The following is a 15,658-nucleotide window of genomic DNA, read 5'->3' on the forward strand; positions in this document are numbered from 1 at the left end:
ACAGATATGATAAGACCATATAAAAAAAGGTCAACCAGTAAAATCTGGCTAACCTTATATTACGAACGGGTGCTTTTGTTTAGGATGATGACCGCTGCGGTGGTCATTTTTTTGTTGAACTAACGGTGCAGTTTAATTGACGAAGGATAATTAAAGACAACTATAGAATTATTTAGGTATAAAAATATACTGGGTGTGATTTTTGATGAAGCTGGATGTTGCAGAAATGACGAGGAGTAAAAAAGAAATATTAGAAGAGATAAAAAAACCTTATCAGATTAAACCTCTAACTGCTGTAATAATTTTAATTTTAACTGCATTCACTTTTATCATAATTATTAGTGCGATTAACGGTTTCGGTAGACAACTATATTCGGATTTTATTGGTGCTTTAATCAGTTTGTTATTCGCGTGGAATGTTGGATTTGGGCTCTACAAAGGAATTTGGCAATTTTTTACCTCTCGAAAGATAAACAAAGTGCTCTTTCCCAAACTTGAGCAGTTTATTAATGATAGCCAAGAGAATAGTTATGATGATACGGAAGCAGAAGTTTATGAAAAGGTTAAAGCAGCATATTCGAAATACACGGAGAAATATAATAAACTTAATAAAATTTATTGGATTAGCTTCAAAATTAGTTTTGCCATCCCATTTATTGCAATCATCATGTGGTTTATTTACTCTCAGCTTTAGTAGATATTTCACAAAGCAAAAATATTATGCTTTTCAGTTATTGGGTGTGATGCTTCAGTAACGGAGGATCGTCTTATCTTCTGTAAAGTAACAGTGCAGGATAGAATGGTTATAGCAACGAAACAAGTTACTATAGAAGGATTATTTGTTTATGAAATTTTTTTGGCGGAGGATAATTTGAAAAGAATATATAGGTTTTTCCGGCAATTTTGCCTTCTCTTTATAACCAGTTTAATTTTTAATGCTATTTTTAAGGACAATTTAAACGTCCTTACAGCCTTTTCTGTGGCATTAGGAGTTTCTTTAGGTATGGTATTGTGGAATAAGAAAGCACAAGTAAAGTAAATTCAAATTTGACTAACGGGTCAATTTCTCAAAAATGTAGTAGACTCAGACTAAATACAGGGGTGTTTATAAGAAACTTACTTAGTTGCAATAAATTCTTGCGACAATTTTTCTAATTATTGTAATTGTTAACATCTTACTATAGAGAGATTATCCTTTGATATCTCCCTTTTTTCGTTCAATTACATCTTTTTTATTTATATTTAATGGTTGGGATATTATAAAAGATGGTGGACAACCCAAACCCTTTGGATATTTATGTTTAAGTTTAGGTTGCTTTATGATATTAACACTGATACTTTAATGAAGAATTTTGTGGAAAAATTCACTTAAACAAACGGGGGCTTGAGTTTAATAAGAGTTGTAACAGCAGCTCTTTTTTCTTGTTCTACTATCGGAACAGGTTATTTTAATAAAGTAAAACATCTACCTAGAATATCAACTTGAATGTTATAATAAGTGTAAAATTACACTTGGTGGTGGGGTTGTGTTACTAAATTATTTTTCACCTTGGTCTGTTAATTCCTTAATAATATCAATTTTTGGATTCATATGTAGTTTTATCATGCTGCTTCTACACTGGGGCGATATATGGCTTTTGACAAGTTTAATATTTTCACTCATGTTCATCGTAATTTCGGTCTATATAATTTCAACTAACACCTTTAATAAAAGTATTAGTAAAATAGAAACCTTATTAGTCGTGATAAGCATTATTTTAATAATACTAACAATAGCTATTACATCGTTTTTAATTTCCTTTGCTTTAAATTTTAACTAAGTTAATACATAAGTAAATCATCCTTCTTCAACTAACGGTGCATTTAGTGCAAGAAGGAATCCAACAAATGGGTAGCGAATATCCAATAGATCCAAGGTGATGGTAATATAGGGAAATTGGTTCCATTTAAATGTATAAAGGAGGGAACGATTATTAAAAAACTTAAAGCTAGTCTAGCGTGTTTAACTGTTTTTCTATTGGTAGCTTGTAATGTAACAACTTCTAAATCAAAGGACAAAATAGAACATTTCTCTTCTAAAGAAAAGGCATTTCAACATTATATTAAAATTGAAAATGTTTCAGGCAGTATTGATTTAATTACTACTTTACAAGGAGACAAGTTATTAGTGACCCAAGAGAGTACCAATATCTATTTTGTTGGAGAATTAAAAAAGGATGACAACGGGTTTTATGCTGAGAAAATTACACCAGGTTTTCAGTTAACCACAGAAACAGGTTTTGAACTAAACACAATGAATGGCAATAAATACACAATTCATTTTAAAAAGACTAATGAGGAACCTAATTACGTTTCGGTATCTAACGGTGAATATTTTGTCTCTATTCTAGAAGGGCATACATTAAGTGAAGACAAATTGACTGCAAAAAATGCTATAAATGATGTTGAAGATGTAAAAAAGTAAATTGGATAAAACGTGTAAAAGAAGTTGAATTAGCTGCATTAAGGCAGCTTTTTTTGCACTAACGAGTGCAGGATAGTTCAAGAAGGATTAAAGATTCAGATGTTGAATTTATAAAAGAATCAAAGGCTGATTAAGGATGTGGAGGTAAGGTTGAGAAAAAATCTTGAAGAAAAAATATTTACACAAGGTTATCCTGATGCAAAAACAGCACCAATCGTTACACTAGAAGATTTCTTTGAAGGAAATACAGATGAAGGCTCCATTGGCTCTAATCTGTTAAAACACCCTGGGATTAGTACTTTTTATGAAACATTGCTTAATATTAGAAAAAGGGAAAATGTTCAGGGTGTTTTTGTAGAAATAATGGAACTTGAAGATGATGAAGAGTATTGGGCTTTTTCAGAAAGAGTTTATATATTAACAAACGCAGAAAAATCAACGGTAGAACAATGGGTTAATATATTGGAACCTTCTGAAGTAGATGAAGGGTACGCTTTTGGTGTTCCTCCGATAGCACCCAAGTTAATCGCTGATTATAAAGTTTTTTCAATATGGTGGGACTAGAATAAGTTGTTCTTCAACTATTGGAGGCGATGAACCAAGAAGGATTGTCTCCTTTTTTTTAAAAGTCTTATCGAACAAACGTAAGCAGGTTACTTGAAGAAGGATAAACAGTAAAACAAGAAGAATATGTTAATATAAAGGTGATTCAGTAAGGTGTTCAAGAAGGGATAATGAATCAAAAATGAAATCAAAAAAAACAGATATTATTTGGAATATAATTTTGCTTGTCCTAATTTGGGGATATGGGTTGTATCGTTTGATTGTGAAAAATGACGAAATAATGGTTATATTAATGCCGTTATTCACCTATTTGTTATTTAGAAAGACAAAGCAGAAATCATAGTAAAATTATTACTTCCCATTAAGATAACTGAGTCAAGAGTTGAAGTAGCAGTTTTAACATGTAGAGGAAATTTCCATATCTCAGATGAACATTGTTCAGCTTATCTGAAAGAATGGATACCCCTGTCGCCTTTATCGTGACAAAGTTTGTGAAATAATGTACTTAAGCTAATGGGTGCGTTAGTGGAAGTAAGATGGAAATAAATACACTTTGCGGCAGCCTAGGCAGGCTGTCCTTTTGCATTTGATGGAACAGCCCGTGCACAAAATATAAGTGGGATGAAAACTCATTCCAACTTTTAATAATGTCAGGAGGCTGGTTATGATGTTAGTTAATTTTAAGGATTTAAAAGATGAGGCAATCTTCTTCCGAAAAGAGTATACAGACGTATCGCCTATTTTATCAATGGTAGAGGCACGTGCTCCTGTCTGTATTTTTTTAGACCCAAACGGTGTGGAGCGGGTCACTGGTCGATTCCATAATTATGAATTTACAATTGAAGTTAGTAAAAGCGGGGTAAAAGAAAGTTTGTTGGTTAGTATTGCCTCGGATGAAAATACGGTGAATTATTTATAGGTATAAACAAAAGAGGGAGTTGGGCTTATCACCAAGCCCCTCCTACGGCGGCAGCTCATTTTGTTATTCAACTAACGAGCAGGATTATTTAATAAGAAAGATGAATTAAGTAATAAAAAAATGAATTTTTTGCTAGGGTGAAAAGTGTATGGAAAATAATGATAGGAAGAAAAGGCTGGAATTTCTTTTAGAACGCCAAAAACAAAAACAAGACAAATTAAAAAGTATCAATCATTATAGAGTTTTATTTGATGAATGCATTGAAGCTCTAGGGAGTGGAGTGACTATATTTTTCAAATGAGAAGAGTAATGAACTTCAAATTTCGTTTCAAAATCAGGTACCATTTTCACGATTTGGCTTAATCGATTGGAACAAAATTGAAAACCATCATCTGATTTCTAATTTATCTGAGGTTGCTGACCTACTCAATCAAGAGTATGTTGAAGTGTACTGGAGATACTCTGATTTTCCAGTAATAAAAGCCAAATTTCAAAATGTTATAAATGTATTTGATGAACTAATTGCAGTTGATTCAGATATTTTTCTTTATATACCAATGAAATACGTTATTGAGGTTTATCACGAAGGAGAAATAACAATAGGTTATTTATAAAACTTCTAGTTAAAGTAACGGGTGAGAGAGTTAAAGATACCAGATCGCTGCAGCGGTCTTTTTTCTTGTTGTGCTAACCCAGCTAATAGTTTGTCAATATTTTTCATTAAAAACTTAAAATATATCATGCTATACTAAAAATAAGCATGCCAAATAACCTTCCGTTTGTTTTGATCTGGAAGGTTTTGTGTTATTTAGTTAGATATAGGTTTTAATCTATATCTTGGAAAGCCGTTCTGTTCTTTAAAAGGGCAAATATCCAATGTAAGAGTTTATTTACACAGGCAATAACAGCTACTTTAAAAGGCTTACCTTCATCACGTTTCTTATCGTAAAATTCTCGCATTCTTTTATTGCGGGGTATGATTTCATCCGTTGTTTTCTTTTTACGACAATCACGAATGGCACAACGAACAGCCATATACAAGGCATGTCTAAGTCTACTAGATCCTCTTTTAGTAATTCGGTTCTTGGTGGCAGAAAACTTACCAGATTCAAAGACACTAGGATCAACTCCAGCGAATGCTACAAGCTTTTTAGGGTCATTAAATCAATCTATCTCCCCAATCTCTGAAATAATCGTTGCAGCGATTTTTTCTCCAATACCAGGAATAGATTTGATGATATTATATTCTTCAATACCTTTAGCGAGGGCATCTATCTCTGACTCTAACTTTGCTAGATGCTCTTTGTATTGAAGAATCATTTTAATATACATACCAAGGCTTAAAATATGACTCTGATAGACTGTCTTTTCAAAAGGATTACGTGAAGCCGCAGCTTTAAGTTCAATCGCTTTTTCCTTTGCCCACCTGCTTGATCGACTCTTACAAAGAACATTTATCTTGTCTGTGATTACTTCTTCGCTTGCATTCAAAATATCCTCAGAAGAAGGGAACTCTGAAAGAGTTAAAAGTGACACCACCGAATATAAATCTCCAAAAACCCCTTTATATTCAGGAAACACTTGTTCAAGCACTGCCTGAAATTGAAGCTTTGTTTGAATCATCACACCAGTAATATTTTCATGTTGCCTAGTAAGGTTGCGAAGGTTTAATAACTGGACTCCACGCTTTTTATAAGGCTCTAATTCCTCCTTATAAAACAACTCACAGAGAAGATAAGCATCAATGGCATCTGTCTTTACTTTTCTTAAGCTTGATGATCTAGCCTTATAGGAAATCAATGGATTGATGATAATTAATAAATAACCTCGTTCTTCCAAGTAATGAACTACTGGTGTTTGATAATGCCCCATAGCTTCTAAAATTATTGAAGGCTTCTTGCCAGATTCTTTTTTTACATCCTCCAGAAATGTTACTAGATAACTAAGCCCCTCAACAGTATGAGACACTTTAAAACTCTTACGATATGGTTTGCCTTTATCTAAAAATGCTTGAACCTGACTTTCCCCTTTTGAAATATCCAGACCAACGACTGGATTCATTCTAAATCCTCCTCCTAAACTAGTGATTTGCCAGTACCCCTAAATCCTCCATGCAGTGTCACAGCTTCGCTTGTTATACGAGATCTAAGTCCCAACCAGCCTCAATCATGTTTCTACAAGTAGGGGGCGAACCGTTTAGCTGACGGGGTCGAAGCCCCACGGGCAGTTACGTTCTACCCTGGCTACTGTTATAATAAGACCATATAAAAAATGGTCAACCAGAAATATTTACTAATCTGGTTAACCTTATAATACGAACGCGGCAGGTTTGTTTAATAAGGAAATGATAAGCTATTAGAGGTTAGCGTTTAAATCAGAATAAGGTGTGGTTTTAATTGGACATCGAAATGAAAATAAAAGATATAGTTCAACAAGTGGATGGATTGCCAAAAAACGACCAAGTTATTGTATTAGAATATTTAGAACACCGTGAGTGGGGAGTTGCATTGGAACACCTTTGTGCAGCCGTATATGAAGAGAAAATCCACCTAAAAGAGTCAGTCCTTCAACAGATTAAGGACGTATCAATTCAAATGGGGATTTGGAAAGAGATTAGAGAACAATTGATTGATTTATTCCAATAAGTCTTCTTCAACTATAGAGCAGTTTACTTCAAGAGGAATTGTTTGGTAAATGTAGAAATATGATTAGGTGAAAAATGGTACTTATTAATTAGTATGGTTAGGTGGAGTCAGAATGGATATTTGGGATAAAAGTGATAATGTAAGAACCAAAAAAGACTTAATAATGTTTATAAAATCCTTAAGAACAGACTTGAAAACAAACGAAGAGGAATGGGAAAATATAACACTTGAAGATTATTTAGAGTCTATTTGAAGCTTGGATGACTGATACAAATATGTTATCAGAAAAACCAAATTGGAAAAATTTCGCGGAGATACTCTTATCGGGAAGATTTTATGAATAACATATCTTGTTTAACTAAAGGGGGCGTTAGTTGAATAAGAAAATAATTAAAGGACCTAACATATTAGACAGATCTAAAATGTGTGTTCCTTTTATTATCAACCCTTTTGACTCCTAACCTAAATATAATCATGGCTCTATAAATATATGGACGATCGAGATGGTGATGGACTAGTAGGTGAGTAAACAAATCGGATATTATACACATGTAACACAAAAATGAAACAAGATAGGCAAAAATAGTTGCTCTCGGTGTCTTAATGCTTGATCAAATAATCGATTTTCTAGGATTACATGAAAAAAGGCATATTGAATAAATAAAAAATATCATTAAAGCTTTTAGGTAAACAGAAGGGATAAGCCTTCTGTTTTTTATTAACAAATCACAAGAAGAGCTGTAAGAGACATTGGCAAGAGCGCAGAAGCATAAACAGAAAATAGAAAAAACTACAAAAGCGTTTTGTTTATGAAGAAAGATAACAAATGTATTAACAGTCTTCCATTCAGGTCTATCGCTTTAGGAGTAATTGTAGAGCATAGAAATTCCTATTTTTGTTAATTACCAACCAAGAAGGAAATTGTATGTAGGTGATTATGGTAAATCCTACATTTCAATAAACCATATGATAGAATTATGAAGAAATTTGTACAAAATCCCTAACATATTTTTTTCATAAATAATTCGAAAATAAGGTGAATATATGAAATTTACAAAAAATGGTATAGAAGTAATCATTTATAAAGACAATGAGCTACTTGCACAATTTCCTACGATTCAAAAGGCAGCCCATTTTATGAAAGCTGAGCTAGGACGAGAACGTATTCCCTGGTCAATTATCAATGAGGCAATCCATGAAAACATCAGTTATACACACACAAATGGCGTCGTTTATAGTATTAATCAAATGATTGAACAAGATGATAGTAGTAGACCTAAAAAAGAGCATCCACAGGTAGAGGGTCATCTAACACCTAAAAAAATTGAATTTACAAGATTAGAGTTTATTGAATTTATAAGCCGACATTTAGACGAAATCATTCATTTAAAGCTTCAAATAAGCGATCTACGTTTGAAGCAACACCATTTAAGTCCCAAAGGGTTAGGGGATGATTTGTATTTTCTAACAGAGAGCTATTATCGTCAGAAGGGCTTGTATAATGGCAAATACAGTATGACTGACTTTATAACCCCCAAAGCCTTACTCATACTGCAACAAAAAGAAAAGGTAAAACTAATTTTTGAACATATGATACCGAAAAATCTTTATTTAAATACTCTAGTAAATAAAGCAAAACAAGGAATTTTGACTTACGATGAAATCTATAATGTGCTTATGACATATTACTATACTTGTACTGTGACAGAGGATGAAGATAACTCTTTACCTTCAATAAATATGCAGGATGGTTGGGATGGCCGAAACGCTTTCTATCGCTATCAATTAGCTGGAATTGAATTTATAAATAATCCGAAAACGTTTAAATAAGATTTTCAAAATTAACTGATGGCAAAAACCAATGTGGAGAGTAAATGGTTGTCACGCAATAGAGGGCTTGTTTATTAATAATTTATTCTACTTGTCTTTTTAACATGAATTTGTATACTGAAATCTAGTAATATTAGGGAATTTTGTCAACTTTGATAGTTAGTCTTAAACGAAAAGAGGAGTTTTTGTTGTGAGTTTTATTATTTCTTATACTCACTATGAGTCTATTACTGTGTGGATGTAGTTCTAACGAGTCAAAAATAAAGGAACTTGAAAAAGAAGTTGATCAGCTTTCTTCGGAAGGAAAATATTTAGAGGCAGCTGAAGCACAGAAAGAAATAAATGCGTTACTGGAAGGAAAAACATATAAGCGTGACCCTAACCCGTAAGCAACAGCTGAACAAGAATATGATGATAATTTTAAGCATCTTAAGATTTCCAATACAAATATCAACTATTCTGGTAATACTGGTTCTCTAACAGGAGAGATCACTAACACTGGATATGTACCGTTAGATGGATATTTTAGTGTTTACTTTCTAGATGTGGATGGAAAAATAATTAAAGACTATATGACTTCTATACCAGGTGGAGTCATTGATCCTAACGAAACTAAAAGATTTAGTATACCAATCAATACATTTGATTATGATCATTATGAGTTCCAAGGGGAAACCATAGTAGAAAAATAATTTAACTTGTTACCCGATTTTGAAATTTTTCCATTTAACTCTTGACCACATAATTTAATTCTATTAATTTAAAGTCATACAAATAATAACTAACGGAATGCCCCCGAGGAAACTGAAAGCTTCGTATTTATTTACGTTATCTTTTGGTTTCCCCGGGGGCTTTTTGTTTTGTTACCAAACAAAGGGATTGCCTAGTTGTTCCCTTTAAAGGAGGTGAATACATGAAGAAGCAAACCTTTAAAAAGATTCTTCCATTCCTAGATATAGCGGCTGTATTTGAATTTGCATTCTTTGTTTATTCTGATCCAGTAGAAGCGGCATGAAAACAGGCGGGTATCACACCAAGAGGTGATGTCAAAAACAGTTCAAATTATGCTGATTAAAATAAAATCGTTTATCTAGTTATGTCGGCTGGGGGCTTTTTACTATTTGCAGGTATGAGACTTTCTGCTGCACAAGGTAACCCAAAAGCTCTTACTCATTTGAAGGGGAATTTTGGTCTAGGTTTTTAAAATAAGAAAGGCCAAACAAATATTCGAAAGAGGTAGGAAGAAGCTTAGATCTCTCCTCTTCAGGTTGTTTATGATCTTGGTCGCAAAGAACACTACCTTAATGCGATGCATGTCTAGTACACGTATTTTGAGAGATTCTTTCTACAGAGGAGCACTTATAGCTATTCGCCACTATATGTGTTCTCTACGTTCACTGTGTGAGATTCCTTTTTGGAACATCTTTCTATTTTTATATTGAAGTTGTCATGAAGTGTTCGTATATTTTCGTGATCATTCCTTTATGAAAAATTTTTCAAAACTTCCGAAGGAGCTCATTGTTATAAATAAGAGATATCGTAGTGAATAGTTTAACTTCAACCAAGGATAATTATGGAATCTTAAATACGCGTTTCTACCTTCTGTTAATCATTGAAAAAGATCAATCAATTGATGAATATAGAGCAGTAACAGTTGCCATCAATATTTGAGTTGTCATGGGTATAAGTACAGAAACTTTACACGAAAAAATTAAAATTTAGTCTTTTTACTGACCACTGGCTACATAATTGTAAAAACAAATCTGATTGGGTTTGCTATGCCTAAATTTTCTTAGTTAATTACCGATAATAGAATGATGAGGATTGGGAGGCAGATAATGTGAATAAGAAGATTATAATTATTTTATTATTAATAGGAGCTATGATATCTGGTTGTAGTAATTCATCTTCACCATCTTCCGAGTCACTTACAGAAGATGATTTAGCAGATGGTCTAGTGGAAGGTGCATATGCATATGTAACCTATGAACTTAGTGGAATGGGCACTACAAAAGAAAATTTAGACAGTTTTATAAGGTTTTCAGAAGATGATAATCGAGTTAGAGAAATGTTGTTAAATGGAGAAATAATAGGTGTTGAAAAAGGAACAAAAGTAAAAGTCCTAGAAAGAAATTTACTAGAAGGATGGGTTAAAGTTCAAATCGAATCAGGCGATTATCAAGGAGTGACAGCTTACTCTGTATACGAACATATTGGTGCAAATTCAAATGACTAATTAACATCTATTTAGATGACTATGGCATATTGCCTATGTAGTTAAGTTTGAAAAAAAAGACCGCTAAACCAACCCTAATAGTAGGGTTGGTTTAGCGGTCATCGCTTTAAATATTTATATATATGATATCAATTTTTATAATGATTTGCTAGAAAATTATATTTTTTTAAGGAGTACTATTTCTATCTAAGTCCAATATCAAAATTGTGTTAAATCTTGCGGAATTCCAATGTTCTTATCAATTGTAAAATCAGTGTTTAGAGATGGTCTTTGTAATAAACTGACTTGAGATCTTTTAGTAATCTATGAATTCTAACCAGCGAATCATCATGAAATTGTAATAATTCCTTCAAACTTTTCTCGGTAAGCTGGTTGTTTATTCGTACTAGGATATCAACTTTATTCAATAGCAAGTCGTGTTTCTTATTTAGTTCTGCTTTTCTTGCTGCATTAATCTCTCTTTGGCTTTTAAATATGATTAACCCTTCTTTCATAAAGAATACCTCCAATAGAAATTTTATTTACTAAATCCTAGAGTATATATGTATTTATATCTATATAAAGAGGATTCTGAATAAATAATAAAAAAATCTCCCCATTGAACAAACTAGGTTTGGAACTATTAATATGGTAAATAGGATTGGAAATAATTTTTCGACAACAACTTTATTTTTTATGAACACTAAAAATAATGTCGATGAAATGCTCCCTAGTATTCCTGAAATTATACCATTTCCAACCATAAGCCATGCTTTGAGTCCGTCATGTCCTTCTGCTATCCCGTGGTGGTAATCCCACAAGGAAGGATAAAAATAGTAAGTACACATCTTTAAAGAGACTCTAAGAAAGGAGCTATTTACCACCTCTTCCACTGAATGGAAAATCATATAGGTAAAAGCAAAGAAGATAAAGATGCCAAATATGCTACTACTTCCGCCACTAATCAATCTTCTGCCAAGTATAAAGCCTGCAAAAAAGTTTATCATTTATACTCCTCCTAGAAATGTCTCGATTCTTAATTTGGATTTTTTAAATTATCATTATTAGGGATAGTTAGAGTAGAAATCTTTCCAATTATAAGTAAAACATATCGTCCATATCCTTCTTCATCAATATACCAAGCTACCATTGAAGCTAGGGGTAATGGATAATTATGGTTATGTAGAGGAAAAGGAGATTTATAGACTTTATTATTCCAACCCATCTCAGGCTTTTTGGAATTCGGAATAACTATATATTTTCTTTTTGCATGATTAATGATCCAGCAACCATAGGTTTTACAGGGCGATACATACCAAATAGCATCATTTCTATTGGAAGGTTTATCTGGATTACAAGGATATGAAAAATCTGATAAGCCAATTGCTCCTGTGATTTCAAAATTATTATAATCATCCTCTGAATTTAGTTTTTCACACTTAGATTCTGCAAAGGTATCCTTACAAATAAAATAGGAGCATCTTTTTAGGATGAAAGGGTTATCAACATTTATATTATGTTTTATTGAACATTGCGCTGTAATATCATCAAATAAATCACAATTTTCTCTACAGGTTGACCTACTATTAACAAATTTTATCATTAGATAACTTCCTTTCGAGGGGTGAGTGTAAACGAGATTTTCTATTTAAGTAAATACATATTAATAGCTCATAAAACTTCGTTGCTACTTAAAGATTTAAAATGAAATATTGTCCTTTCTTATAGTATAATAATATTTTTAATAAATGTCAAAATTTACCATATCGTATTTTGATAGTCTTTTCGTTCTTTTCATTCAAAATGCTTAGATACTGCTTTTTGAGGTGCATTCAAAAAGTAGAAAAAATAAATATAAAATATTTATAAATAATGTAATGACGGCTATGACGACTATGACGGCATTTTTTAGAGGTGCTATTCAATTATTGTACTGGAATAAGGACATATCTTTTAAAGAAAGTCCAAAAGAACAGGGTATTCTTCATACATGAAAGGGAAATCTTTTGATAATACCTTAAGTGAAAAACTATCATAACGTCATAAGTAGAAATACCAGAAGCAACAGAGAACAATGATGGTCAACTATTAATTTTTGCTATATTAGTAGAAGAAGAACTAGGGATTTTTGTTATAATATGGATAAGAAGGGGGGAAGCAAAGTATGGATAATTATTTTTTTACGATAGAAGGAGATAAAGAATTAGGAATCTACGTGGCATTGAATGGAAAAATGAAATTTCAAAAAAATATTTGATAATAGCGGGAAATACTAAGGTGGATTGAAAGAAGCTAGACAAGCGATTGGATAATACTTAAGAAATAATGGATACTCACTTAATCAAGTGATTATGCACAAATGTATTAAGCCATATAGAAAGAGGAGCCCCTTTTCACGAGTGGACAGTTGATGAATATTTATTGGGAGTTCCAATTAAAAAAGATAATTGGTGGTATTCGTTTAAAAGAAATAAGATTGAAAGGAAGTAAATAAGCAATTGGGAGATGTAATTCAATTAGCGGTTAAAAGTTTTGAAACATTAGGTCTTACACCGCTATCAATTCTAATGTTAATAGTTATGGTTTTGTTATTCACATGGCTTTTCAAACAAGTGGCACTTAGTCAAGAAAAGCTTCTAGAGGAAGAGAAGTTAAAAACTCAAGAAATCAAGGACTTCATTTTTATTTGCTGTAGGTGAATAACCAATTTCCCAAGTTTTTAATGTCCCATTAATAAAAATGTTAAGAGATTAGAAGGTTTCTAAAATGTAAATATTTTAATTACACTACTTATCTAATTAACTTTTTATTTAATTTTCAAGCAGCTGGCGATTCAGCTGTTTTTTCTTTTTTCAGCAGGAAGGAAATGTAAATATAGTTGCACCAAAAGAGGTTACGTAGAGGGCAGAGTTCAGGATTTTTTAGTTTGATAAAGTGTTGAAGTTTTGGTGTTTCCGCTGTAAAAGGTGGGCATATTCTGACTTTGTTACGATTCCATCAGCTTCTTAACCATCTTCAAAACTTTTAAGTTATGACACTTTAAGAAATGTTCGCTATTGGAAATATTCGTTGTGTCTATCACAGCTAGGATAGAAGGGTGGAAAAGGACCTAATAGTATTTAAAGTCCATGCTCATTAATCCGGAGGAGAGAAAGTGAGGTTTCTATATTAAAACCAATAATTGCAGTTTGCACAAATTCGTACCGCAGAAATGGAAGTTGGATAGAAAGATTGATGAAATCTAATGATAAAGATCCAGTAGGAGAGGAAGAGGCATAAGGGATTTATATATTTGGAAGTAATACATAAAAATGGAATTTCAGAACGTTTACTGGTAGAATATACCCGGGAATTAAACGAGAGGATGTTTTTCATATGATACAAGCCATAAATATATCAAGTGATAGTAGTCATATCCATGATTGTGAACTAAGCAATCTTAGTAAAATAAATATTTTTTGTGGAAAGAATAATTCTGGTAAAACAACTATATTAAATACTATATCTAGTGGAAGAGATAAAATCTACTTTGGAAAAAAGTTTATATATGAAGAATTATGGAGGTTTTTTGAAGATATTATTCGTGAAATATATTCTGAAAATAATGAAAAAGATTTCTGGGTGGAGGAATTACCGGAGAATTTTTTCTCAGCTTTGGATCAAGTCCTTAAAGCATATAACAAAGACTACTATTTTATTAGCGACTTGTTTTTATTAGAATCCCAGATATATCAAAAAGAAGTCAATGGTTTATACGATTTCGTTGATAGTCAGATTAGGCAGATGATTTCCGAAAAAGCAGCTTCAATCTTTTTATATTTGGATAAGGATGAAATCTTATTTATTCCTGCAAGTAGAATGTTAGAGACACGACCAAATTATGATATTCAAAATAGGCAGGTTGAGCCAAATGGAACGGGATTGGTAAACCAACTATTATTTATGAAAACTCAATTAGACGGTTCAAATGAAAAAGAAACATTCATAAGTATGAAAGAACAGTTTAAATACATTACTGACGGGTGTGATTTTGATATTGTAATTAACGGAGACGGCACACTAAAATTGATGTTTACAAACCCTTCAGGTCAGTGGCTTGAAGCGGAAAAATGTGGCTTAGGATTACGTGACCTATTAATACTACTGTTCTTTGCAAACAATATTGATTCTAGAAAATTAATTCTTGTTGACGAGGTTGAAACACACATACATCCAGATATGCAAAGAAAACTATTATTTATTTTAAAAGAAAAGAGTAAAAAACAGTTTTTTATTACAACTCACTCTAATATTTTTCTAGATAGTACTTTTGTAAATAAGATTTTTCATGTTACTTTTGACGAAAAAGTAAATATTGTAGATGCAACTAGTAGAAGCATGATACTTAATGATTTAGGATTTTCCGTTTCTGATAATCTTACCTCTGATATAATTATATTGTGCGAAGGGCCGTCCGATAAGCCGGTTCTTGAGGAATTTTTATATAAGTTTGGTGTGGTGCAAAATTATAATATTAAGATTTGGCCTTTAGGTGGGGATATAATGGACAAACATGATCTTACTGTTTTTAGCGAGTCCTACAATATTATTGGTCTTATTGATATGGATCCAGGCAGTAAGAAAATAAGGGACCGTTTTGTTGAAAACTGTAATAAAAATAATATCCCTGTACATAAATTAGAGAGATATGCAATTGAAAACTATTTTACTGTTGAAGCTCTAAGAGCGGTTTTTAAAGGACAAATAAGTGAGGGTATTACATCTATTAATCCTAATGAAAAGCTGGAGGAGCAAATAGGACTGAATCCCAAAAACAATAATAGAAAGATTGCAAAAATAATGGGGATTTCAGACATAGAGGGTACTGATTTATATGACTTTTTTGTAAAGATTAAAGAGAAAGTAAAAGCATTGTAAAAAAGGTTGAAAAGAGCTTGGATGTGCTAAGCTCTTTTATCTTTATCAATTTCTAACCTAACAGTTTCTAGTTAGCTTTAGCATAGATCGTCTAACGTGGAATG

At 32.2% G+C, this 15,658-nt stretch carries 16 protein-coding genes and 1 pseudogene; 13 read left to right on the forward strand and 4 right to left on the reverse strand.

What is annotated here, in order from left to right; genetic code table 11:
* Nucleotides 1-205 precede the first annotated feature (205 nt).
* The 6 genes from AC3A54_RS17515 to AC3A54_RS17540 all read left to right on the forward strand — a co-directional run bounded on the left by AC3A54_RS17515 (nucleotide 206) and on the right by AC3A54_RS17540 (nucleotide 4,561).
* Entirely contained in the window at nucleotides 206-694 is a 489-nt protein-coding gene (locus AC3A54_RS17515) for a hypothetical protein (RefSeq protein ID WP_487655457.1), read from the forward strand.
* Nucleotides 695-1,936: 1,242 nt separating this feature from the next.
* The gene (locus AC3A54_RS17520; RefSeq protein ID WP_487655458.1) at nucleotides 1,937-2,464 is read left to right on the forward strand and encodes a hypothetical protein; all 528 of its coding nucleotides are present in this window, start codon (nucleotides 1,937-1,939) and stop codon (nucleotides 2,462-2,464) included.
* A gap of 150 nt (nucleotides 2,465-2,614) precedes the next feature.
* Nucleotides 2,615-3,028: a hypothetical protein gene (locus AC3A54_RS17525; RefSeq protein ID WP_487655459.1), complete on the forward strand. Its 414-nt coding sequence runs from the start codon at nucleotides 2,615-2,617 to the stop codon at nucleotides 3,026-3,028.
* 664 nt (nucleotides 3,029-3,692) lie between these two features.
* Nucleotides 3,693-3,947: a hypothetical protein gene (locus tag AC3A54_RS17530; RefSeq protein ID WP_487655460.1), complete on the forward strand. Its 255-nt coding sequence runs from the start codon at nucleotides 3,693-3,695 to the stop codon at nucleotides 3,945-3,947.
* A 148-nt stretch (nucleotides 3,948-4,095) separates the two neighbouring features.
* On the forward strand, nucleotides 4,096-4,248 hold the full coding sequence (locus tag AC3A54_RS17535; RefSeq protein ID WP_487655461.1) for a hypothetical protein: 153 nt from the start codon (nucleotides 4,096-4,098) through the stop codon (nucleotides 4,246-4,248).
* Nucleotides 4,249-4,267: 19 nt separating this feature from the next.
* A complete protein-coding gene (locus AC3A54_RS17540; RefSeq protein WP_487655590.1) occupies nucleotides 4,268-4,561 on the forward strand; it encodes a CDI toxin immunity protein in 294 nt (97 codons plus the stop codon).
* Nucleotides 4,562-4,772: 211 nt separating this feature from the next.
* Here AC3A54_RS17540 and AC3A54_RS17545 read toward each other — a convergent pair.
* Nucleotides 4,773-6,008: pseudogene (locus tag AC3A54_RS17545) on the reverse strand (IS110 family RNA-guided transposase).
* A 335-nt stretch (nucleotides 6,009-6,343) separates the two neighbouring features.
* On the opposite strand from AC3A54_RS17545, the gene AC3A54_RS17550 reads away from it, so the two are divergent.
* The 6 genes from AC3A54_RS17550 to AC3A54_RS17575 all read left to right on the forward strand — a co-directional run bounded on the left by AC3A54_RS17550 (nucleotide 6,344) and on the right by AC3A54_RS17575 (nucleotide 10,658).
* Nucleotides 6,344-6,592 (forward strand): MafI family immunity protein, encoded by a 249-nt coding sequence (locus AC3A54_RS17550; protein ID WP_487655462.1) that lies wholly within the window; start codon nucleotides 6,344-6,346, stop codon nucleotides 6,590-6,592.
* Between the two features lie 112 nt (nucleotides 6,593-6,704).
* On the forward strand, nucleotides 6,705-6,845 hold the full coding sequence (locus AC3A54_RS17555) for a DUF7660 family protein (RefSeq protein ID WP_487655463.1): 141 nt from the start codon (nucleotides 6,705-6,707) through the stop codon (nucleotides 6,843-6,845).
* Nucleotides 6,846-7,636: 791 nt separating this feature from the next.
* Nucleotides 7,637-8,422, forward strand: coding sequence for a hypothetical protein (locus tag AC3A54_RS17560; protein ID WP_487655464.1), 786 nt, complete (start codon nucleotides 7,637-7,639; stop codon nucleotides 8,420-8,422).
* A gap of 449 nt (nucleotides 8,423-8,871) precedes the next feature.
* Nucleotides 8,872-9,114 (forward strand): FxLYD domain-containing protein, encoded by a 243-nt coding sequence (locus tag AC3A54_RS17565; RefSeq protein ID WP_487655591.1) that lies wholly within the window; start codon nucleotides 8,872-8,874, stop codon nucleotides 9,112-9,114.
* Between the two features lie 850 nt (nucleotides 9,115-9,964).
* Nucleotides 9,965-10,093 (forward strand): hypothetical protein, encoded by a 129-nt coding sequence (locus AC3A54_RS17570; RefSeq protein ID WP_487655465.1) that lies wholly within the window; start codon nucleotides 9,965-9,967, stop codon nucleotides 10,091-10,093.
* 169 nt (nucleotides 10,094-10,262) lie between these two features.
* Nucleotides 10,263-10,658, forward strand: coding sequence for a hypothetical protein (locus AC3A54_RS17575; RefSeq protein ID WP_487655466.1), 396 nt, complete (start codon nucleotides 10,263-10,265; stop codon nucleotides 10,656-10,658).
* 257 nt (nucleotides 10,659-10,915) lie between these two features.
* On the opposite strand, the gene AC3A54_RS17580 is transcribed toward AC3A54_RS17575, so the two are convergent.
* From AC3A54_RS17580 to AC3A54_RS17590, 3 genes are read right to left on the reverse strand one after another with little or no spacing between them, the layout of a single operon-like run.
* Nucleotides 10,916-11,152 carry a hypothetical protein gene (locus AC3A54_RS17580; RefSeq protein ID WP_487655467.1) on the reverse strand — a complete coding sequence of 79 codons (237 nt, stop codon included), beginning with the start codon at nucleotides 11,150-11,152 and terminating at the stop codon, nucleotides 10,916-10,918.
* A 60-nt stretch (nucleotides 11,153-11,212) separates the two neighbouring features.
* Entirely contained in the window at nucleotides 11,213-11,644 is a 432-nt protein-coding gene (locus AC3A54_RS17585) for a hypothetical protein (RefSeq protein WP_487655468.1), read from the reverse strand.
* A gap of 29 nt (nucleotides 11,645-11,673) precedes the next feature.
* Nucleotides 11,674-12,240 (reverse strand): hypothetical protein, encoded by a 567-nt coding sequence (locus AC3A54_RS17590; protein ID WP_487655469.1) that lies wholly within the window; start codon nucleotides 12,238-12,240, stop codon nucleotides 11,674-11,676.
* Between the two features lie 1,772 nt (nucleotides 12,241-14,012).
* On the opposite strand from AC3A54_RS17590, the gene AC3A54_RS17595 reads away from it, so the two are divergent.
* Complete coding sequence (locus AC3A54_RS17595; protein WP_487655470.1) at nucleotides 14,013-15,554, forward strand: ATP-dependent nuclease; 1,542 nt, start codon at nucleotides 14,013-14,015, stop codon at nucleotides 15,552-15,554.
* Nucleotides 15,555-15,658: the final 104 nt, after the last annotated feature.

Source organism: Neobacillus sp. Soil_C_43 (genome assembly GCF_057656715.1).